This window comes from Thalassotalea euphylliae (assembly GCF_003390335.1).
GTDB lineage: Bacteria > Pseudomonadota > Gammaproteobacteria > Enterobacterales > Alteromonadaceae > Thalassotalea_F > Thalassotalea_F euphylliae_B.
The window spans coordinates 3,723,767-3,747,453 of the sequence record NZ_QUOU01000001.1; the positions used below are offsets into that span (position 1 = coordinate 3,723,767).

The 23,687-nt window shown below is 45.2% G+C and carries 12 protein-coding genes; 2 read left to right on the forward strand and 10 right to left on the reverse strand.

The window, feature by feature from the left end; translation table 11 throughout:
• Positions 1–159: 159 nt before the first annotated feature.
• The 4 genes from DXX93_RS16360 to DXX93_RS16375 all read right to left on the reverse strand — a co-directional run bounded on the left by DXX93_RS16360 (position 160) and on the right by DXX93_RS16375 (position 9,348).
• Positions 160–1,665 (reverse strand): tryptophan halogenase family protein, encoded by a 1,506-nt coding sequence (locus DXX93_RS16360; RefSeq protein WP_116009041.1) that lies wholly within the window; start codon positions 1,663–1,665, stop codon positions 160–162.
• Between the two features lie 74 nt (positions 1,666–1,739).
• A complete protein-coding gene (locus DXX93_RS16365; RefSeq protein ID WP_116009042.1) occupies positions 1,740–3,293 on the reverse strand; it encodes a tryptophan halogenase family protein in 1,554 nt (517 codons plus the stop codon).
• A 225-nt stretch (positions 3,294–3,518) separates the two neighbouring features.
• Entirely contained in the window at positions 3,519–6,302 is a 2,784-nt protein-coding gene (locus DXX93_RS16370; protein ID WP_116009043.1) for a TonB-dependent receptor, read from the reverse strand.
• 607 nt (positions 6,303–6,909) lie between these two features.
• Complete coding sequence (locus DXX93_RS16375) at positions 6,910–9,348, reverse strand: TIM-barrel domain-containing protein (protein ID WP_116009044.1); 2,439 nt, start codon at positions 9,346–9,348, stop codon at positions 6,910–6,912.
• A gap of 543 nt (positions 9,349–9,891) precedes the next feature.
• On the opposite strand from DXX93_RS16375, the gene pulA reads away from it, so the two are divergent.
• Both pulA and DXX93_RS16390 read left to right on the forward strand, forming a co-directional pair.
• A complete protein-coding gene (gene pulA, locus DXX93_RS16385) occupies positions 9,892–12,801 on the forward strand; it encodes a pullulanase-type alpha-1,6-glucosidase (RefSeq protein ID WP_116009046.1) in 2,910 nt (969 codons plus the stop codon).
• A gap of 12 nt (positions 12,802–12,813) precedes the next feature.
• Positions 12,814–14,757 carry a glycoside hydrolase family 13 protein gene (locus DXX93_RS16390; RefSeq protein ID WP_116009047.1) on the forward strand — a complete coding sequence of 648 codons (1,944 nt, stop codon included), beginning with the start codon at positions 12,814–12,816 and terminating at the stop codon, positions 14,755–14,757.
• A 117-nt stretch (positions 14,758–14,874) separates the two neighbouring features.
• Here DXX93_RS16390 and DXX93_RS16395 read toward each other — a convergent pair whose 3' ends face one another.
• The 6 genes from DXX93_RS16395 to DXX93_RS16420 all read right to left on the reverse strand — a co-directional run bounded on the left by DXX93_RS16395 (position 14,875) and on the right by DXX93_RS16420 (position 23,506).
• The gene (locus tag DXX93_RS16395) at positions 14,875–15,501 is read right to left on the reverse strand and encodes a hypothetical protein (protein WP_116009048.1); all 627 of its coding nucleotides are present in this window, start codon (positions 15,499–15,501) and stop codon (positions 14,875–14,877) included.
• A gap of 250 nt (positions 15,502–15,751) precedes the next feature.
• Positions 15,752–17,773 (reverse strand): TonB-dependent receptor, encoded by a 2,022-nt coding sequence (locus DXX93_RS16400; RefSeq protein WP_116009049.1) that lies wholly within the window; start codon positions 17,771–17,773, stop codon positions 15,752–15,754.
• A gap of 224 nt (positions 17,774–17,997) precedes the next feature.
• Positions 17,998–20,241 carry a carbohydrate binding family 9 domain-containing protein gene (locus tag DXX93_RS16405; RefSeq protein ID WP_116009050.1) on the reverse strand — a complete coding sequence of 748 codons (2,244 nt, stop codon included), beginning with the start codon at positions 20,239–20,241 and terminating at the stop codon, positions 17,998–18,000.
• A gap of 225 nt (positions 20,242–20,466) precedes the next feature.
• On the reverse strand, positions 20,467–21,534 hold the full coding sequence (locus DXX93_RS16410) for a hypothetical protein (RefSeq protein WP_116009051.1): 1,068 nt from the start codon (positions 21,532–21,534) through the stop codon (positions 20,467–20,469).
• The gene (locus tag DXX93_RS16415; protein ID WP_147302706.1) at positions 21,531–22,112 is read right to left on the reverse strand and encodes a hypothetical protein; all 582 of its coding nucleotides are present in this window, start codon (positions 22,110–22,112) and stop codon (positions 21,531–21,533) included. The genes DXX93_RS16410 and DXX93_RS16415 overlap by 4 nt, the downstream gene beginning before the upstream one ends.
• Positions 22,113–22,324: 212 nt before the next feature.
• The gene (locus DXX93_RS16420) at positions 22,325–23,506 is read right to left on the reverse strand and encodes a pyridoxal phosphate-dependent aminotransferase (RefSeq protein WP_116009053.1); all 1,182 of its coding nucleotides are present in this window, start codon (positions 23,504–23,506) and stop codon (positions 22,325–22,327) included.
• Between the last annotated feature and the right edge of the window lie 181 nt (positions 23,507–23,687).

A 23,687-nucleotide genomic window follows, 5' to 3' on the forward strand; every position in this document is an offset into this window, starting at 1 on the left:
CGAACTATAACAGCTGGCCACCTAACCTGAGAAATTGCACTTATTATGCGAATCTAAGACATAATTAATTCCTTTTAATAAAGATTACAAGCAATTGTAACTTGGTTAGTTTTTCACAACTTGTTGGCGCCTGCAATGGTTTTATATGATTACACCGCCTTAAACTAAATCAGCTAAATTATTGTGGTGCGCACTAAAATTTAACGCACATCCCGCCAAAAATTCTTTTATACCTTTTTCCTGATATAAGTCCCCTTTGCCCGGCTGGTTTGGGTGTAACGGCGGGAAAGCACCATAACCGGCAAGTAAACAGTGCCAAGAGATTTCGTCAAAATGACTACTGATATCTTGTCGCGCAATTTCTTTAGCAAGGTCGCCCCGGCTATACCACACGTGCAGTATTTCTTTGAGCGAATCTGAAAGCGCCATATTGTCGCGGTTAGCACGCCAATAATCGCTGTCATTTCGAGTATTCAGCTTATAGTGGGCAACGATATAATCGCGCACTCGCTCAAAACGCTCGCTAACAAGTTCGTTGTATTTCGCCCGATGCTTGGCACTAAACTGCCCCGCTTCTAATTGCTGAATAAATAGCTCAATGCTCACCTGCACTAAATGCAAGGCCGTCGCTTCAAGTGGCTCGATAAAACCTTGTGATAAGCCAAGTGCGAGGCAATTATGCGACCAGTGTTCATTCAAGCGCCCTACTTTCATGGTTAAATGGCGCACTTGAGCGCTGTCATCAAGTACACCTAAGTGCTGTCTAAATTCCTGCTCCGCTTGCTCCTTATTAATAAAATCTTGGCTATAAACGTAACCGTTACCAAAGCGTTCAGTTAGGGGGATTTTCCAGCACCAGCCAGCGGATAGCGCGGTAGACTCTGTTTCAACGGGAATTCGACTTGCCTGCTCTGGCGAATATGGCGTTTGTAGCACTACAGCTGAATCGTTAAACAGATTCTCTTTGTATGGGGTGAACGCAACACCCAGTGTTTTATCCATCAACAGCCCAGCAAAACCAGTGCAATCAACAAAAAAATCAGCACTCAATGGTTCACCGTTATCGGTAACCAAGGTCGAAATATCACCGTTTTCAGCACGGTTTACCTGCGCAATGTGTACTTGACGGTAACTAACCCCTTGCTGCTCGGCAAATTCCGCCAAAAATTCACCGAGCAGCGCCGAGTTAAAGTGATAGCCGTATTCCTGTGTAAAAGGGAAATGAGCACCAACCTTAGGGCCTTTACCTTGGCCAGCAAGCACCCCGTTAAGCAAAAAATCTTCTGGTTGAGTATGGGTAGCTAGCCCCATACGGCGAGTTTGCGCGTTTACCATAAAGGCGCGCTTGGTAAAGGTGTCTACCTGCGCCGGAAATGGATGACTATAACTTTGAATGCCAGATGCTGGTGACCAATCATTAAAACGGATATTGAGCTTATACGTTGCCTGACAACGGGGCATCCACTGGCTTTCTTCAATACCTAAGATGTCAAAAAAGCGTTTCAAGCTAGGCGTAGAGCCCTCACCCACACCAATAATGCCCACATCAGGGGATTCCACTAAGGTCAGTTTCACCTTGTTTCCCCAGCGCTTGGCAAATAAGTTTGCGGCCATCCAGCCAGCGGTACCGCCTCCTAGAATGACAATGTGAAATGGCTTGTCCATTAAATGTATGATCCTAGCTAATTTCTAAACTGGCAATTATTGCCCTGATTAACATCGACTTTCCCAACCGACAGCTATTTTTTTAACTGACAGTAGTGGGCTAAGAACTCATCATGTGAGGGCAGCTTACTAACAGGATCAGCTTTAATGGCTTTAATCTTTTTCAGCGTTTCCTCGATATAATCAAGCGACATACTGTTTGCCATAGGGTGATAATCTTTAGGTAAAATCCCCTGCCCCACCATCACTTGTAGCCAAGAATTTTCGAGGAACAAATCGTTTTGATCGCGAAACAGTCGGCCATTCTCTTTAAACAGTGCAATTTTATGGCGTAAGCTATCAGGTATATCCATGGCCCGCATATCGCGCCAGAATTGGCTATCGGTACGCTCAGTGACATGGTAGTGCAAAATTAAAAAGTCGCGTATTTGCTCGAACTCAACTTTCGATTGTTTGTTGTATTCATCCACCACATCCGCAGTAATTCCACAATGCGGAAATAAATGAACCAAGCGCACAACGGCGGATTGGATCAAATGAATGCTAGTAGACTCTAATGGCTCTAAAAAACCGCTAGAAAGGCCAACGGCAATCACGTTTTTATGCCATTGCTGGTAGCGGCGCCCAGTCTGAAAGCGAATTGGCTTAGGGTCTGCCAGTGGCTTAGTGTCTAAGTGACTGAGCAAAATATCGCTGGCTTCTTGCTCGGAGTAATGCCTACTTGAATAAACCAAACCATTACCGTTGCGATGCTGCAATGGAATACGCCATTGCCAGCCAGCACTGTGGGCAATTGAGCGGGTATAAGGCGCTGTTTTTTCATGACGTTCAGACGGCACAGCCAGTGCACTGTCACATTGCAGCCATTGGCTCCAGTCTTCGTACCCTGTGCGCAATGTTTGTTGAATTAGCAGCCCTTTGAAGCCAGAGCAGTCAATAAATAAATCACCTGCAACCACTTGACCGCTTTTCAGTATTAATTCTTTGATATTGCCAGAATCGGCGCACTGGTTGACGCGTTCAACTAGCCCCTCAGTGCGCACAACACCAAGCTTTTCACTGAATTTTCTCAGGTACTTTGCATATAATCCCGCATCAAAGTGATACGCATATGGCATATCGATTATCGGATCTTTCGTTTTGATTTTGGCGAACTTGCCTGCCTCAGCGCACAAGTAGTTTAAATCATATTGCCAAAGCTGAGACTCATCCTCTAAACCGCCAGCGCGTTTTAGCAAGTGATGAAAGTGACAAAACGCCATGCTTTTGCCAATCGCGCCAAACGAGTGATAATACTGATGCCCTTGCTGTTTCCAGTTCTCAAAGCGAATCGCTAATTTGATGGTAGCCTTGGTTTCACGTAAAAACTCGGCTTCATTGATACCAAGTACAGTGTTGAGCACTTGGATCGGCGGAATGGTGGCTTCACCAACTCCAACTGTACCTATCTCTTGAGATTCTACTAATTCAATCGCTACTGCTTCACCGAGTAGCTTTTTCAGCAAGGCGGCAGATATCCAGCCCGCCGTGCCACCACCGAGAATCACCACTTTACGGATTTGCTGATTGTCGGCCACATTAGTTTCATGTGAGACAGGGACTTGATGTGAGTTTGTATTATTAGTCATATGCTTTGTTGTAAATTGTCGATGCCAATTGTCGTTATTTGTTGTCTTAGCCGTTTGTCATTGTTATCAGTGTACCCAAAATTAGCGGAATACTAATTAAGATAAGTAGCAATTAAATAAATACCAACTGAAATAAATAATGCGAGTTATATCAGCATAAAAAACAAAAAAACCTGCTAAAGAGGAATTTAGCAGGTTTTTATTCGCTAGGTTTACCGTATCAACTTAGAAACGGTAGTTTAAGCCTAAGATAAAGTTACGACCGAATGACTGGTTGCGAACGATTAGCCTTGCATCGTCACCATTTACTTCTGTATCGTCTTCATCAGTTAAGTTTTGGCCTTGTAAGGTAATACGTAAACCTTTTAATGACTCAATGCCTGAGGCATCAAAGTCGTAACCAATTTGCGCATCCCAAAGCTCAATGCCTAGTCTTGGAACTTCGGCCAGTGCTAAGCTAGTACCTCGGGTTTCGGATACATAATCATCTCGTTTAGTCCCTGAGATACGCACTTCCCAACCGTTGTTTTCGTAGTAGGCTGTGAATGAGTATGATTCTTCAGATAAACCAGGAATTCGACCAGCCGGGATCTCTGCTTCAATATTTTCTTCTAACTGACCATCCAAGTAGGTAGCACTGGCGACAATACCAAAGCCATCAAGCGCGTCTGTAACTATACGCAATGGTAAGCTCGCTTGGAATTCGTAGCCACGGACAAAGCCTTCAAAACCATCAATATTAGCATCAACAAAGCCATTTAGCGTAGCTGGTGCATCACCATTAGACGCTTGGTGAAGTGAAGGAATATATACTGGTGTAAAGTCAGTTAGAATTGACGTACTACGGTGCCAGTTTTTTATGTCTTTATAGAAAAAAGTTGCCGCAAAGTAACCATCGTCAGTGTAGTAGTTTTCGTAAGACAAATCGAACTGGTTCGCTTCGTACGGTTTTAACAGCGGGTTACCAGAGCCACCACTCCAAGGACCATTAGATGGGTTTGGATTACTAATTTGAGTGTCATTGTATGCAAAAGTAGCGCGTGCATTCGGGCGCATATCATCGATACGAGGTCGAGTTATGACTTTTGACATTGCGGTGCGAACAAATTGGTTCTCAGCGACTTCAAAACTCAAGTTAAGCGTTGGTAATAAATCACCATAGGAATCACCACCGCTTACAGGTGTTGCTTCGACAAAACCTTGCAAATTTTCAACTGTTGAGAAACCAAACGATTCTTGGTCAACATCGACGTATTGCAACCCAAAGTTACCCGTCATATAAACGCCACCAAATTCAGCGTCTAAGTCTAGTTTCACGTAAACAGTCGTTTGCTCTTCGTTCACTGTGTAGGTATCACCCAAGCGATCTGTTTGTACCAATGATGCTGGTGTTTCTGTGTAATAGCCGCTGCGGTATAAGCCAACACTGTCGTATGCTAGCACGCCCCCTAAACCAAGGAAGCTTAGATCTGCCACACCAAGTACGTCTGGGATTGGGCCGTCACTAGGGAAAGTCGGTGCCGTTAAATAATCACCTTCATTAATTTTTTCTTTTCTACGATCAGCATACGCGACACCAGCAGTTAAGCCAGAAACAATACCGTACTCAAGCACCCCATTCACTTCGAAACGCACAGCGTCTAAGTCTTCTTCGAACGTTGGACGGTTAATAAAGCCGTCTTGTGCGGTAGCACCAATAACCGGCGCTCCCCATGCTTGCGGGCCAGCTAAACGAATAAGGTTTTCATCCGTGTAATCCAAGTCAGGTAGTGTGGGATGTGGGCTAAAGAAAATACCTGACGAGGTTTGTTGCCACGAGCGCGCTGGCGTTGGGCGACCATCGGTACCGGCACGGCCAACACCTGAATAACTTTCCACGTCAATAATGTCTTTCTCAACTTTACCCGTTGAGAAATCTGCGATTAACGTCCAATCGTCGTTAATCGCATACTCAATGTTTAAGCCAAACGTGGTTAGCTCTGCTTCTTGGCTTAAACCATCGTTGCGAATAACCGAGTTAAAGCCATCGTAAAAACCTGAGGTCACGAAGCCGTCTTCGATATTGGTTGAGGTATAGTTAACACCGCCCCAAATTAAACCTTCTTCCAAGCCGCGTTTAACATCGTTTTCTTCAAAATCAATGTAAAGAGCATCAAATTGAATTGTTAAATCATCACTTGGTGCATATTCAACAACAGCCGCTATTGAATCACGCTCTAACATGGCTGAACGAACGAAAGAGTCGTGACCACCAATAATAAAGTTGCCGTCTGGGTCAATGGCGTAGTCGCCGTCACCCCACGCGCGGAATTGCTCTTCCTGACGTGGCGTTTCTTGTGATGCGATAACAAGTGCTAAACCTAAGGTGTCATCCATAAACTTATCAACATAGTTGAACGATAAGCGATGGCCGTTGTTGTCAAAGTCAGGGTTAGCGGCTTCGTCGCCATTTTCTTCATATGACGCGTTAAACGCTAAGGTGCGCTCTGTCGTGTTTAGCGGGCTAACGGTTTGTAAGTCAATCGTGCCACCAATACCTTGGTTTAACAAACCCGCTTCAGGTGACTTGTAAACGACAATGTTTGAGACAATTTCAGTTGGGTATAAGTCAAACTCAACACCACGGTTATCACCCATACCTAATAGTTCACGGCCATTCAGGGAAGTAGCAACGAAGTTTTCATTGAAACCACGTACTGACAAACCACTGGTACGGCCGTTGCGACGCTCGCCAGTAACGCCCGGCAAACGCGATAAAGATTCTGCAATTGAAGTATCTGGTAATTTACCAATATCTTCCGCGGAAAGTACTTCAACAATCGAAGTTTCGCTCATTTTAATCGCTTGTGCGCGTTGTAATGAGCCACGGATACCACGTACTTCAATAATTTCAACTTCTTGCTCTGCCGCTTGTTCATCAGCGTTTTGTGCAAGTGCTGGTAAGCTGGTTGCCATTAGGCCACCAGAAACCATGGCAAGTGTGACTTTGCTTGGTTTGAATTTTAACATGTAGGTTTCTCCCCCGTTCATCCTTGTTGTTTTAATTGTTTTCAGCATCCAGCTGATGAATGACTTTTTGTTAATAATTGATTTTTCTATCTGGCCTCTTTACTGCGGTAAGTGTTGGTTACAGATAGATATGCTAATAGTAATTTGCACCCTTACCTAAAAACATATTTTGCATACGTATTCATCTCGCACGTAAGCTCCAACAAGCCCAGCAAAATCGATGTGTAAGCGCTTTCAAATTTAGTTGGTAATGCTTGGAAATGACGTCATTTATCATACAAATAGCAATTAGCTTGTTTCATCTAAGCTGCATGTTTTTGTCGAAAAGAACTGTTTTTAAAGGGATATAGGCGGATTGCGCAAGCATTAACAGCATACAAAACACAATTATGGTTCAGGTGTGATGTTGAGCATTAGTAAAACTGGTAAACAATAAACTAGGCATCACATCGCAGTTAGTTGAATACGTATGCAAACTAGCTGTTTTGTCACAATAGACATTGAAGGCGTATTCAGCCAATTATCTAAATTGGCTGTTTTACTTTGCGAACGGCTTACTTAATCGATTGGCGATTTAACTGATTTACTCGCCGATTAATTTGAGTCATCACTTTTGAACCACTAACTTATGGCGAGCATCAGCTAACGTTAATTTCACTTTTATGGTGTTAGACTGCTCATCCCAGAACGCCCCCATGCTTGCCAAAGTGTAGGCGCGCTCGGTCTTTAATATAGGTAAAGGCTTGCCATCATAAAGCACCGCACTGGAGCCATGAGTCCAGTGATGAATCACGAATTCTGCTCCTTGGTGCTTGTCTAAACCAGTAAAACCATTTCCTGCTTGTACAAAGCCAATTGATAGCTCATTACCTTTATTGTCTGCCTCAAACTGCCACAGTTGATAAGCCTTCTGGGCTAAACTATCGGGGCTGATACCATCATCTTGATACAGTTGTCCTTCACTTTGCTCGACACTTTCGTGATAGTAAAAATTCAATACCAAATGGTTTGGATCGTATGCCTTAGTGTTTTTAATATTGCTTGTTGACGGTACAAAGCTGCCCGCACGCACAAACACAGGCAGTGTCGCTAGTTGCACGGGGTAAGCACGCTTTTGACCGCCATTCACTTGTTTGCCCGTGAAATAGTCAAACCAAACGCCACTAGGGAAATTAACATCAACTTGTTTAGCCCCCGCTTCGGTCACTGGGGTTACCAAAAACGCATCGCCCCACAAATACGTATTCGCCTCGTTGATCAGTGACAAGTCTTGTTCATTTTCAAACATTAACGGACGCATTAATGGCATACCTGTAGTGCTATTTTCATACGCCAAGGTGTAAATGTAAGGCATTAAGCGATATCTGAGCTTGATAAACTCACGGACAATCTCTTTGGTTTGTTGATCGTGAAATACTGGCTCTGGCGCAATGTGTTCTTGCGCGTGGGGGCGGTAAACTGGCTGGAACACACCATATTGCAGCCAGCGGGTATACATTTCAGCGTCGAACACTTCACCACCAGCAAAGCCGCCAAGATCAGAATGGGTATAAGCTAGGCCGAATAAACTCATCTGTAAGCTTAACTCGACTTGTGGCTTTAAACCGCCCCATGAACGGCTGACATCTCCCGTCCACGGAATCATCCCATAGCGCTGACTGCCAAGAAAACCTGAGCGCATCATCACCATTGGGCGCTGGTTAGGCTGCAGCTCAAGGCTTTGTTGATAAACCATTTCTGCCCATTTATGGCCATACGCATTATGCACCACATTGCCACGTACTTGTGTGCCATCTGGCAAGGTATGCAATATATCGTCTGGGTGCACTTCCGGCTCGCCGAGATCACCCCACCAGCCAGTGACACCTTGCTCAGCTAAACGTGTGTAGGCTTGATTAAACCACTGAGTCCCCTGCTCGTTAAACACATCCACTAGCCCAGTGTTACCAAAATAAAAATCAAAACGGTAAGGCTCTCCAGCCGCATCAAGTGCGAGTGCTTTGTTATCAACAGCTTCTTGCCAACGGTTTGAGGTAGATAGAATAAAAGGCTCAGTGATAACGACTGTATTGACGCCACTATCCTGCAACTCGGCGATCATCTTTTTCGGCGTCGGAAAAGCGTCGCGATCCCAAGCTAGGTTGCCCATATGACCTTTGATGTCTTTACCAAACCAGTATAAATCTAAGACCAGTGCATCAAGCGGCATATCTTCTTGTTTAAAGCGCTCCACAACATCATAAACTTCTTGCTCGGTGTGATAGCCAAAACGCGACGCGTAATTGCCAAGCGCCCAACGCGGCGGCATCGGTTGCTTGCCCGTTAGCTCAACATAGTTTTTCACCAGTGCTGGATAGGTGTCGTCAGCAACGACGATATAACTCGCCCGACCGCCAACCGCAGAAAGCGTTACCGTGTTGGTTTTTGTGCTGTCTAAGTCCAAGCTTCCTGACGCAGAGTTATCAAATAGCAACATGTATTTGTTCGACGATAAAATGGCCGGCAAACTATAATACATTTGGCTTGATTCTGTGGTGTAGCCATAATGCGCTTTGTTGTACAGTGGCAGCTTGTGGCCTCTGCGATCCATGCCTAAAACGCGCTGACCACCACCTAACAACTTTTCTTCATCGCTAATTGTGAAGCTAAATGAAAGCTCTGACTGTTCATCGGTAAAATCCGTTTGCGTGAGTAACAACTTACCCTGCTTTTCATAGCGAATCGCCAGTGATGATTTATCAACTATCGCGGTTATATCACCATTAGCAATTTGCAAACTGTTTGGCGTCTCTGACACTTTGATCGCGGCAGGTTGCGCTTGCGAGGCAATGGCATAAGATGGCAATAATGAGTGATGTTCACTGGTAAACACGGCTTCAAGTGTATTGGTATTATACGCTTTGAGCGTAAACCTTGTGCTTTCACCGACGACCTCAATACTGTGCGCTTCAACTTTGTGCTTAACATATTTCTGATTAGCATAAACTGCTGATGCAAAAAACGGACTGCTTGATAAGATGAGCAAGCTTGCTACTAGGTAACGCATTGCTGATTCCCCCGGGTTATTTATTTGTTAGCGCCTACTGAATTTGATCGCTAGCCTCTGCGTTTCATCCACAAAGGCTTTTCTTTGAAGCAAGCGGCTTAACGTTTTACTGGTTTTTTATCACTTGTTGCCGCGCCACTTATTGTTGCGTAAACAATTGCATTTGCGAGCTTGTAAATGGCGCATGCTAGACGTCCATTGCAAACGCTTTAATGTCAACAAATTTCGCTTGTTGTTGTTTCACCATTGTAATTATTTTGCAGATGTAATTGTCACTTAACCGGCGGTTAAGCGACTGAATACGTATGCAAATGATGTCTTTGCTGGCCAGACCTTTTACCATAAAAGCCACTAGACCTATTTCGAATATCAAAGCCGAACACCTTGCCTAAAACCACTATCTAACAACTAGGCAAAACAATAAGACAACATAGCACTTTACTCATTAGTTCATTCGCCCATGCCTTATCTCAACAACAAAAGTTGTGGATGAATACAACGAGTACGAGTGAAGGATAAATCGGGGAATTTTTGGGATCTTCTATGGATAACGCACACACGACAAAATCAAATCCGCTGGCGACTAAACAGTTAATACCAGCGATTTTATTACCGACACTTGTGCTTAGTGCTGGCTGCCAGCCAACAACTAAGCCGTCAACTAGCCAAATTACGACAAATCAAGCAATTAGCCTCTATCAACAAACTGCTAACGCCAGTGCCCACTGGCTCAGCAAGGACGTGTTAGTACTTGCCAATGCTGATTCAAATAAACGCTATCGATTAGCTACGCGGCCAATACACCCACAAACAGGCGCACTAGGGGAAAAGCAGTTAAGTACGGCGCTTGCAGCAATCGAATTACCCGCGCAACTCGCCGCTAAATTTCCGCATTTGTCGGCGTTTCCAGCGTTCAAAGTGAATCTTGATTCTGACACTGCGAAAACTTGGTTAAAGCAGCCGCTCTACGTATATGAAGCATCAGCCAACAATGCGAGTGCGCAACAAGCCGTAACATACGTACAAACCAGTGCAGTGATTGACGCGCTTTATACCCAAGGGGCAAATGACGCAGATGAAGTGAGTGATCTGGGAGCGGTGATCAAGAGTGACGGTATCAGTGTCAAACTCTGGGCCCCCACTGCACAATCGGTGAGCCTGCTGCTATACAAGCAAGACAAATCGCCTGCGCAGACGGCCAAAATGGCGATGAGCCTAGATAAGCACACAGGAACATGGCAAGCCAACCTGCCGGCCAGCAGTGCAGGGCTATTTTATCAGTACCAAATCAGCGTATACCATCCAGCGACTGGCATCGTTGAGCAAATTGTCACAACAGATCCCTACTCGCTTAGCCTCTCAACCAATAGTGAATACAGCCAAATCGTTGACCTTAACAGCGCAGCCACTAAACCCTTAAACTGGGACAAGCAGCAGCAACCCCAATTAACAGCGCCTGAAGATGCGGTGTTATATGAAATGCACATCCGCGACTTCAGTGCCAACGAAGCAAATCTGTCAAATCCGGCTTATCGCGGTAAATACAAGGCTTTTACCGAGCAAAATTCAGATGGTATGAATCATCTCAACACCCTAAAAGCGGCAGGACTTAATCACGTTCACTTATTACCTGCCTTTGACATAGGTACAGTTAATGAAGCACGAGGCGAAGCATTTGATTTGCACTCGAGTGTTGGTGAAATATGTAGCGCGCAGCCTAATATCAGCTTGTGCAGCCAAAACTTTGCTAACGATCGCACACTTGAGCAAATACTTGCGCAATTTGACGAGCGCGGCGGTGACGCACAAGCCCTTGTCACTGAGCTGAAAACCTTTGATAAGTACAACTGGGGTTATGATCCTTTCCACTACACAGTGCCAGAGGGGAGCTATGCCATAAACCCTGATGGTATCAGCCGTATCGTCGAATTTCGTGAAATGGTGCAGCACCTGCACCATTTAGGCTTTAGGGTGGTAATGGATGTTGTCTATAACCATACCCACAAAGCACGCCTAGAGCGTACTGCGGTACTGGATAAAATTGTCCCGAATTATTACCAGCGCCTGCACCCGCTTACCGGGCAAATCGAGCAGTCAACCTGTTGCGATAATACTGCAACAGAGCGCGTGATGATGGCAAAGTTAATGACGGATTCACTCCTTGTGTGGGCGCGCGACTACAAAATAGATGGCTTTCGTTTTGATTTAATGGGCCACCAACCCAAAGACTTAATGTTAGCGGCACGCGAAGCAGTGCGAGCGGTTGACCCTGATACTTACTTTTATGGTGAGGGCTGGAATTTTGGTGAAGTGGCAAACAACCGTCAATTTGTGCAAGCCTCACAACTAGAGCTTGGTGGTAGTGAAATTGGCACTTTTAGCGACCGATTACGCGATGCCGTGCGCGGCGCTGGCTTTAACATTCAAGGTGACGATATCAGGCGCAACCAAGGGATTGGCAATGGCCTGATGGTAAGGCCAAATGAGCTTAATTCAGATACAGATACCAAAGCCAAGCTTGCCCCTGACTACCACTTGTTAATGGATCAACTGCGCGTTGGCTTAACCGGTAACCTCGCCGACTACCCCATCACGAATCACGATGGCAAAAATGTGACAGGCAAAGATATTCCCTATGGCGGCGCGCCAACAGGCTATGCCCAAGACCCAGCAGACACCATCAATTATGTCTCCAAACACGACAATCAAACCTTGTGGGATAATAACCAATACCGCAACGCGTTTGATTTAACCACGGCTGAGCGAGTGCGTTTACACAATCAAAGCCTCTCGTATGCGCTGTTAGCGCAAGGTATTCCATTTATTCATATGGGATCTGAACTGCTGCGTTCTAAGTCATACCTGCGTGACAGTTATGATTACAGTGACTGGTTCAACCGCGTTGATTTTTCAAAACAACAAAACTTTTATTCCATTGGCTTACCGCCAGTAGAAAAAGACCAAGCGAACTGGCCACTAATTGCTAGGCTGTTAGATGCCAACCAAGGCAGAGACAAACCAAGTGGCGGCGATATTGAGTTAGCCAGCCAAGTATTTGCTGATTTCTTAGCGGTGCGCGCAAGCACCCGTTTACTGCGCTTAACCAACAAGCAAGACATTATCGACAAGCTAAGCTTTTTAAATACCGGGGCCAACCAGCAACAAGGGCTCATTGTCATGCACATCGACAATCACCAAGGACGAACTGTCGCTGATAACTACCAGCAGCTTGTTGTGTTATTTAACGCTGCACCCACTACTCAGTCTTTTACGCTTAGTGAAAAAGTGAGCAACGCAGCAACATTAGTACTGCACCCGCGCCAGCAAAACGGTGCAGATAACTTAGTAAAAACAAGCCAAAATCAGTCGGGTGTGATTACCGTACCCGCCTTTACCACGGCGATTTTTGTGCAGCCGAAGAGCTCATCAGCTGCATCAGCAAGCCACCTTTAAGAGTCATAGCGAATGAAGAACACACTATTTTCAATCAACAGAAAGATCAGAAAAAGTATCAGTAGCAAGCCCGTTGGCTTAGCGAACAGCAGCTTTACCCCCCGTCGCATCATTAGCCACCTTGTCGCTGCATCGTTAGTTTTTTCCGCTGCCGCGACCGCCAGTGATTATCAAATCAAGCATCTAGAGCCTAGCTCATGGTGGGTTGGTATGAACAATCCCGCACTGCAATTATTGGTGCACGGCGACAATATTAGTGACCTTACCCCGCAAATAAAATCTGACAAGGTGGTGATTAAAGAGATCCACAAGGTCAGCAACCCTAACTACTTATTCGTGGATATTATTATTCGCGATGGCACAAAGCCACATCGCTTTAATATCGAGTTTCTGCAAAATGACAAGCTTGTGCTGAGCCAGCCTTATCAGCTGAAAGCGCGCAATAAAGTGTCGGCAGCGGATGTCAGCTTTAGCGCCAAAGACGTTATTTATCTGGTCACCCCTGACCGATTCGCCAATGGCAACGTGCGTAATGACCAAGTGCCACAGCTGCTTGAAAGGAAAAAACGCAGCGCCGCCGGAGGTCGCCATGGCGGTGACCTACAGGGAATTATCAATCACTTAAATTACATTGAAGACATGGGCTATACCCAGATTTGGTTAAACCCGGTCGTAGAAAACAACCAGCCGGAATATTCTTATCACGGCTATTCCGCCACTGACTTTTACCAAATAGATGCCCGTTTGGGCAATAACGCCTTATATAAAAAACTCGCATCCCAAGCGCAAAAACGCGGTATTGGTGTAATTATTGACGTTGTACTGAATCACGCGGGCTCTGGTCATTGGTGGCACGAGGATTTACCAACCCAAGATTGGTACAACTATCAAGGCAAGCCGTATGTCGGCACCAATCACAAGCGTGAAGCACTGCACGATCCTTACGCTGTTGCTGCTGATAAAGCACTATTTAGTGACGGCTGGTTCGTGCCAACCATGCCAGATCTCAACCAACGTAATCCCTACTTGGCCAACTACCTGATTCAAAATACCTTGTGGTGGATTGAATACGCCAACTTGTCGGGTATTCGCGTTGATACCTACTCTTACCCCGACAAAGCGTTTTTAACGCAATGGACAAAACGCATTACCGATGAATACCCCAATATCAATATTGTCGGTGAAGAGTGGTCAACGAATCCGGCCATTGTGGCTTACTGGCAACAGGGCGCAAAAACGCACGATGGTTATGACTCGTATTTGCCGAGCGTGATGGACTTCCCGATGCAAGACTTGCTGGTTAAAGCGCTGACCAACAAAGAAAGTTGGAATACGGGGTTAAACCAGCTTTACCAAGTACTCGCTAACGACTTTTTATACGCCGCGCCCGAAAACTTGGTGATATTTCCTGATAATCACGATATGAGCCGCATTTTTACGCAGCTAAACGAAGATTACGCGCTGTTTAAAATCGCCATGACCTACTTGATGACGACGCGTGGTATCCCACAAGTTTTTTATGGTACGGAGATTTTGATGAGCAACCCAGGTACGACAGATCACGGCATTATTCGCACCGACTTTCCCGGTGGCTGGCAAGGTGATGCCGTCAACGGCTTTACTGGCAAAGGCTTAACTGCTCAACAGAAAAGTGCGCAGGAGTTCATGCGTAAGCTATTAAATTGGCGTAAAGCAACACCGACGATCCACCACGGTGAACTGCGCCACTTTGCGCCAGAAAACGGCGTTTATGTGTACTTCAGGTACGATAAATTCAATAAATACATGGTTGTTATTAATAAAAATAACAATGAGGTCTCACTGACCATGGCAAAATACCGTGAACTGCTAGGCAACGCAAAAACCTTAATTCCGTTATTGAACAATAAACCTATCGCCATTCAAGCCAATATGGTGATGCCAGCTAAAACTGCGACAATTTTCCAAGTGCGCTAAAGCTTTAGATAAGAGTCGTATTGCTCAGGTATTCAATCGATATTAGTCAGCCATTAAAAAGCCCGCATTAGCAGGCTTAATGTGAGTCACCAGTAGCGCTTGATTGCGCTCGGCTGACTATTTCCTCAACAAGAAATATATCAAGCGCTTGTATTCATCAATATTGGTAATGTGACTGGCCAGTGGCTTATAGCGACCATTAATAATTAAGTTAGGGATATTGGCTTCACCTTGCGCTTTTAATGCCTTGGCCGATTTTTGCATTTCAGCAAGCTGCATTTCGATACTGTAGCTCCCTATGCTGCTATCGAACATAAATTCATTACCACCAACTGAAATAAACAGGTTACGAACGTCTTCCACCGATTCAAAATCTTGGTTGTTCTCGTGAATGTGCTTAAAGATTGCATCAACAACCTGATCTCGCATACGCATTTTATCTGCAATAAGTACCGCAGTGGTCAATAAATTTTCTACTGCTATTGCGCGGTTAGGCTGGCCGGCGACGTGATTTTTGATATGGTTGGCGCGGCGCGGCAAACGAGCAAGCAAGTCCTGCATAAAGGCTTGTTGGCTATAGCACTGCTTACAATAAAAAGAAAAGTACTCTCGAACTTCTTGTTGCTTACTTTTCGGTAGGTCAAGGACGCGATAATGCCTGCCTTCGACAAAATCACTTGCATTAACAGCAAGTGGCATCGCAAACAGCATTGCGCCAATTAGCACAAACAGCTTCCACGGCATGTTTACATCCTTTTCTTATCGTTATTTTAAAAACAATGGAAATCAGCTAGATAAGCGCTGGTTTTTGCACCAGTAACATTAATGATAAGAGAAAATAGCGAGAGATCAACAAGATCGTATACTTTTACAGCAAAGATGTGACATTTTTGTTAACTAAATTACTGTCTGGCAGAGTCTTGATGTGTGATTCAGTCGAAACGCCATGACTCGAATAGATGACTCGAATAGATGGCTCAAATAGGTAAAGCCATTACTCGAATAAATAGCTGAGTTTAATCCCCAACACGCTCCCTTGATAGCGCGGTGCGTCTTCATCGGCACTGGTAAAGCCATTTTCATTCAATAAGTTAGTGCCGTAGAAATTAAGTGAAAGCTGCGTCGACAAAGCTTTGCTTACGCTGCCTTGCCATAGCAAACGATGCGGCCTGACCGTTTCACCACTGCCCACCTCAGACTGATTCTTTAGCCAGGTAAGCTGGTTGGTAAATTCAAAGCCACGCCATTGCCATAAGGTCTGCCAGCTTAATTTAGCAGGTGCTAAGTCGGCGAGTGTTTGCCCTTGTTGGACTTCACCTTGCTTCTCTTCACCTTGCTGAAAGTGGCCAAGCCATTTCATACTAAGCCTTTCATGTGGCTGCCAATGAATACTTGCTTCAACTCCCTCAATTGAGGCACGGCCTAAATTGCGAAAAGTGCGGAAAGTGCGGAAGGTTCGAAAAGTAGTCGTGCTTTCGTCAGTAGCATCAACTTTGGTAAAGCGCTCGATGTAATCATCTAACTCATAGTAATAGCCAACAACATCAAATTGCCATGACTTACCGAGTTGATACTGCCAGCTGACTTGCACGCCCTTGCTCTGCTCTGGTGCGAGTTCAGGGTTCCCTAATGTCGTACCACGAGGGGTTTCACCGGCAAAATAAAGTTCAGCAAGGGTTGGAAATCGAAAGCCAGTGGCAAATTCGGCACTCAATTTTTGTTGAGAATTTATTTGGTAAGCGAGCAAAGCACTTGTGCTGATTTGCTGATCGTCTCGACTTTGCGATGTTAACCTTTGGGTTTGTTTAACGTGATCAAATCGCGCGCCAAGACCCAGTTGCCAGTTTTGCCACTGCCAGTGCCAGTCGGTAAACACAGCCATATTATCTTGTTTACCATCAACCAAAGGTTGGCTGAAATTTTGCCGCCCTTCGAGTGAGAACTCAGACTCGTCAATACTGACGCCACGCCTTGCCAACCATTCAGCGCCAAAGCGTCCTTGGCCGCCAAGTCCGGCTACACTCGCCAAAGCTAATGCGCCCAGTGTATGGCTTTGGTATTGCGTTAAATTTCGTCTGCGATTCACGCGCAACGTATCTGTGTCCCAGTTTTGATAGTGCTGATATAACTGCACAAACCAGTCTTGTGCTTTGCGCACTGACAGCTTTGACAGCCAATGGTTGTCATTAGGGTATTCAACAATACGTTCTAGTGGGAATTGGCGCGAAGACTTACCAATGTCAGTGCCATGGGAAATAATACTAGAGCCCGCTAGCGATAACCCTTGCCATTGTTCAGTAAATTTAAGCAGCGCGGAGAGTTGCGTAAAGTCAGTGTCTAATGGCGTATCATCCGCTGCCGTTGATTGGTTCGCCCGGCGATAAGCAATACCTGATTGCCACTGCTCTGCCCCCCAGAGCAGTGCGGCATTCGTCGCCTGATCGTCTGTTTGGCTACTCACGCTAAGCTGTTTTGTGCCTAATTCCGCCGTGACCAGATTAATGACTCCGCCCATCGCCTCAGAGCCATACAAGGTTGCGCTAGGGCCTTGCTGAACGTCAATGCGAGCAAGCAATTCACTATTGATAAAAGAGGCGGAATTGCCCGCTCTTCGGTCGGTAATAATCGGAATACCGTCAACTTGGGTGCGAATTCGCGCGCGGCTAAAACCGCGAATACTGTAGCTTTGCAATAGGCCACCTTGGCCGTTCAAGCTGACACTTGGCACGTCGACTAACCAATCGGCTATGGTCGGCTTAGCAATCGCATTATCGACTAAATCGATGCTCGACATTGAGTGACTAACAAGTTGGCTGGAACGCAGGTGGTCGCGCGAGCCACTCACTTGCATGACCTCAATGGTGTGATACGGCAAATAACTTTGCCCATTACTTGAGGCATCCGTCCCTAAAGCATCAGCTGCGAAGGTTTCAGCATTGGCCAAACCAATGCCGCCAAAGCTCATCGCGACAATGGCATAAACAGATGAAAGTTTAGCAACTTGAGAAAACTTCATAATTACTCAGTGACAACATGACAATAAAAACAAGACACGTGAAAGTGATACTCGGCTTGAGAGTGTAGCGAGATTTAAGACAAAGTCGATGCTAGCGCCTAAAATAGCGCCTAAATAGTCCGATTAAAAACGGGATAGCTGTAAACTTTTATCGGCTAAGCACAATAATATTTAATGAATCAGGGCTATTTAGCATGTGCACTTAGTTTAGTTATGCGCGGCGCTTAAAGCTGCCACGCATAACTAAATTTGGTAAAGACACTACGCTGATTACGCTCTAAATTTTCCAGTGAATCGTCTTGAAAGCCGCCATCAGAATAACCGATAAAAAACAGAGTTTGCGGGTTAATCTTGTACGAGTAAATCAATTGTGTCGAAAAGAATCGCTCGGTAGCTTCTGGCCTGTCGTCAAGGTCGTCGTATTGATATCGTTCGACATTGCGGTCGATATCTGTGTATTGCACGACAAGTTTGATGATACTGCGCAAATCAAATTGGTAATTTACCCGAAAGTCCATTTGATTCGCGGTAAACAATCGACCTTCATCAACATCTAACTCAAAAAAGTTATAAGCGATATCAAGCTTTAAATGTTGGTTAACATCCCACAAGATACGTGGCTCTACTACAATGGCTTCACCTAACTGAGTGTTGGCAAAATCCACTTGATCGCCAATGCGAATAAAACTCGCCAATTCTAAGCCTGCAATGGGTGTTAGCTCGGCATACATGACAAATTGCGTTTCATCAAAATACTGGTCGTCAAATAGTCGTTCGCGAGTTACAACGCCAAAGTCAGTATAAAACTGCGATTGCCCTTGCAAGTTACCGTGAATTTCATATTCTCGCTCAAGTAAATTGCCCGCTTGATCGTACGTGGCATCCCAGTCACCAAACACGCCCCAACGATGGAGCCAATTGTCTTTCTCACCATACCAAGTGTAACGACCGCCAAGCACAGCGCGCTCAAAATCCACTTTCGAGATAAAGCCTAAATCGGAGCGGAAATCTTCCCCGACATTGCGATACGAAGCGCGCAGGTTATAGTCACGCGTATTGCGGCCATAGCGTATGCTGTATGCGTGATCTTTTTGCTCTTTATCCAGTTCAAAGTCATTTTGCACACTGTCAGGGTTTTGCGTGTCAGCGTAGGCCAAATTGACCCGTAAACTGTCGGTGTCAGAAAACCAATAGTTACCGTCAATGGATGCCAAGGTATTGCGGTACTCATCACCGCTGCGGTTTGTCATTAACACACCGACATTGTGACGATTGCCGATATCAACTTTGTAGCGCGCTAATGCAACATCAGATTCTTGCGTCAACTCGGCAATATCAGAGCCAAGTGCACCGGGGATTAAAAAATTCGTGTGTTTATCATTGGCAACCAGTACGCCGTAGCTGTGGTTATCGGTTTTTCCCGTGAGTTTGACACCATAGTCAGGCTCAACGATATTGCGCGTATGAACAAAATTGAACTCGGCCACATCAAAGTAGGAGGCACCATCGAGGAAAAATGGCCGCTTTTCTGGAAAAAACAGAGAAAAGGTATTGTTGACATCAAGCTGACTCGAATCAGCTTCCACTTGTGAAAAGTCCGGGTTAATGGTGGCGTTAAGCACCATGTCTTGAGTGATCCCCCAACGAACATCTAAACCTGGCTCAAGGTCAATGTCCCCCTCTTGCCAGTCACCGGGAACATCTGGTTTTTCGTCAAACCTTGACACAGTTAGCGTTGGCGTTAATTGAAAATTGTTACCGGCTTTGACCGATTCAAACCCCGTAAATTGATCAAACTGACAGAGATTACACTTCAAGTTGCGATCGTATTTAAAGCTCTCAAGGTGATAGCGCACATCGCGAGGATAAATACGGCGACCGGCAATATTCCATGTTAAGCGACCATCTCGCTCAGGAAAACGCAGTGCATTAAAGGGAATGACCATTTCCACCACATAACCAAACTCAGTGACTTGTCCGGCACTATCCCAGATGGCGTCCCATGAATCATCGTCATCCCAGCCGTTGCTATCATCCATTCGAAGATCAGCTTGAATGCCCAGCGGGTTAACGTAAAACTCGTAGCCAGAGCGTTCATCATCAAAGGTATCAATCACAATACCGACGTGATCATCACGCCAAAGGCTGTCGCGATCGCGTAATACCGCGCGAATGTTTTTGGGGTCTGGATCATAAGCCTTGAACGCAACATGTAAAGCTTGGCCATTCTCAAACAGCAGCATTTGCGTTTTTACTGGCGCTGCGTCACCTTCAGCAGGCCGATTTTCATAAGCTAAATCTATCTTTAAAGCACTTTGCCAAATGGCTTCATCAAGGGTGCCATCAAGGTTAATGGATGCTGAAAAGTTTGGTAGTTGGTAGTTTTCTCTTGGCTGCGCATGCACAGCAAAAACGCTATGCGTTAGTAACAGCATAGCGCTCGTGGCAAGTAATTTTTTAACAGGCATGTTTTATCTTTATTATTAGCACGAAGTCCATTCGGTGCTTTCTTATTGATATTCTAATGGTTTAGCCGATGAAGGGGAATGTTGGCCGAGCGCCAAATGTAACAATTTATGTTAATAATTAGCTTCATTTTCATGAGGGATTGATTACGAGTTTGCTTTTATACAATAGATTAAGTTGGCTTACGGCATAACATCTATTAAGCCAACACCATCTATATAAAATCGTTACGCTGCAATGCGGAACACTGATAACTGCTGAAAAATATTTTGCAGCCTGCTCAGTAAATACAATTGAATGTTCTTACTTGTAGTTTGAGTTTTCGTTAGGCGCAGACTCGCGCAAGCAGCCCAAACAGCAAATAACAACCAAATAACAGGTGGTTCATTGATGGCTCTGCCATCGGATAATGCCGTTAGGCTCAACATGCCATTGCTAAATGTAACATCAAACAAAAAATCTGGCGCTAACCCCGCGACAGAAAAGTTCGCTTGATCTAGACCAATTAAACTGCCCGCAGAAATTAGCTCAAAGTTATCAAGCGTCGTAGGTAAAAAAACATCAGTAAAAAGCAATTGGATATTCGCTGAGATTAGATCAGCAATGCCCGTCATGACGATACGGTCATAATCCGTTAGGCTAGCAATTTCAAATATTAGCTCACCGTCTTTTGCATCAAGATCACCATCAATTGTTAACGTACCCGGTGTATTGCCGGGGTTTATCATACCGCCATTAATCAGTTGCACATTGCCAATAACAGTACCAGAGCCTGTTAACAAGCCATCAGAGCCGACAATTATTGAATTGGCTTGAACACTCGCGCCAGAGGCAACCTTTAATTTTCCTGACGTTTCACCCTCGCCAATAGAGACCCATATCAAATCACTACTCAGTGATGCGCCTGTGCTGAAATATGCCTCAGCGTCGACAAAACGAGAGCCCACTGAAAAGATCCCTAAACCGCTGCCATTAGTCACATCAATAACTGCATTATTGCTAGCAAACATAGTTGCGCTGCCACCACCCGAATTGGCAAAGCTATCATCTCCCAACCACAAGGCCGCACCGGCATCACCAAGCACAGTTAATCTAGAGCCTGCGCCATCTAGGTTTAAAATGCCATTTCCGGTTCCCTTTCCTATGCCTAGCGATCCCGTTAAATTATTGCCATTAACTTCAACACTTGCACCATTAAAAATATCTAACTGGCCACTCGCCGTGTTAACTTGGTCGGTAAAAAATGTGGCGGATTCACCAACATTAATAAACGCACCATTACCGCTTACCGTCACCTTGCTACCAGTACGGTCAACTGACCGACGCCATTAGCACTTGCACCAGCAGCTCCAACCGCTATGCCTTCTGCACCAATTGCGCTATTGGTGGTTGGGTCAAAACCAAATTTGTTACTTTCATCGGTATTAACACTGTCTTCCACCAATAACGAAGCACCACTAGCAATTGTGACTGAGCCATCACCACCATTCCCAATTCCTACCCGGCCGCTACTAAAGCCAGCACCGACAAATGCGCGCACATTTAATTGAGCATTATCTTGTAGGTCAACCACACCTGTTGCTTGATTAGCGCCAATTCGCAGCACAGAGCCAGGCGAGCCGCCAATATTCACTTGCGTTCCAGTACCAGTAATGAATGCTTGCCCATTGCCGCCAAGGCCCTCTCCTATAGCACCGTCAAAACCTGACGATATAATGCTGCCACCATCAAGGGTAACACTGCCATTGTTGCCGTTGACGCCAATCAGTAAAGGATCTAATGAAAAATCTCCAGAAGGGATAATAGCTGCGCTCAGTTGATGACTTAACATCAAACACACTGAGCATATATTGAACGTTAGTTTCCAAGACATGACGACACTCCTTCGCCAAGTTAAGCGGCTAGCAACAGCTTCCCACTTCCCTGCTAGTCCTTTGAGGTAAAGCTTCAAGCATAAAAAATACCGCTTTAAAAACTACTTTTTGCTCAGCGATTTATTCACTAAGCAAAATTCGCCATACCTAACGTTGTAAATTATGCTGGCGAGTATGTCGCAAGCAATACGAGTGACTGCCGAGTTTATTTCTATTTTACTTTACAGCTACTGGCTAAAAAACTTTCTAATGTACTAAGGGCTGCACCAAAATTTTCCTGACCCAACCCCAAGCGAAAATAAGGCCCATTTAACCCAAATAATTCGCTAGGTAGCAACAAGATGCCAGTGTGTTCGGCAATATTTTTGCACCACTGTGCTATTGGTTGACTCGTATTAACTTTAACAAGCGTTAACAAACCTGCGCTTGGTGGATGCCATTCAAATAAGTCAGGAAACATGTCAACGCACTGCGCAAAGCGAGTAATGTTTTGTTTGGCAATGGCTATTGTGTTTTCAACAATTAGCTGATGATTTTCTAGCGCGATTATAGCCAGTTGTTCATCAAACCGAGACGTACAAATACTATGGCTGGCTTTAAAAGCCATTAGTCGTTCTAACAATTGGTGATTGCGCGTTACTGCCCAACCAATTCGAACCCCACCCAGGCCAAAACTTTTTGACATTACAGATACTGATATCGCTTTGTCGTAGTCCAGATACTGATGTGCAAGGGCAGAGTCATAAATCAATGGCTGCGTAACATCGTCGCTCAGTAGATAGCAGCCACAAGCTTTGACAATTGCTAGCACTTCACGGCGCTGTGCTTGGGATAGTGTTGCCCCCGTTGGGTTGTGTGGCGCATTGATCACCACCAGCCGAGTGCGTTCGTTAACGTTCGCTGCGAGCTGCTCAATATCAAACTGCCAACCACCGATTTGCTTGTCTGAGGTGATAGGTATTTCAATTAGCTTGCCCCCCAGTGGCGCTACCATAGCCGTTAAAGAAGGATAATTAGGCGTAAAAACAACGACTTCGTCACCCGGGCGAATCAAGCTTTGATAAATACCCATCAACGCCTCTTGTGCCCCCGAAAAGGTAACAACACTCTCTTTTGATAGCGTATTCAGCTGTTTTGTAGAAGACGGCTGTGCACTCTCATTGATGGATTGATGAAAACTCGCAATTTTCGCACGTAACAGCGGCAGCCCTTGCACACTGGCATAATCTAGTGGTTGGTCAGCAAATGATTTGAGATAACCATGTTTATCCATCGCGGTTAATTCTGCGAGCGAGCAAGCCTGTCCGCAAGAGTGGCTAAGATTAAATCGAATATCACCAGCTAATGCGCGAGTGTAAGCGATGTGAGGAGGTAACGAGGAGGCACTTGGCATAGTAAAAATCCGAAAAGGGTGTCAAGAAAGCGAAAAGAGCATAGCTCACTGTTAGCCTTATTTTTAACCTTGCTTGTAGTACTACTTTTAACTTAAAACAGTGGTAAAAAGTAAATGCTAAAGACTCTGAGCGAAAAGCTAATAATCATGTTAAGCAAAGAATGATGGAGGGATACGCCTC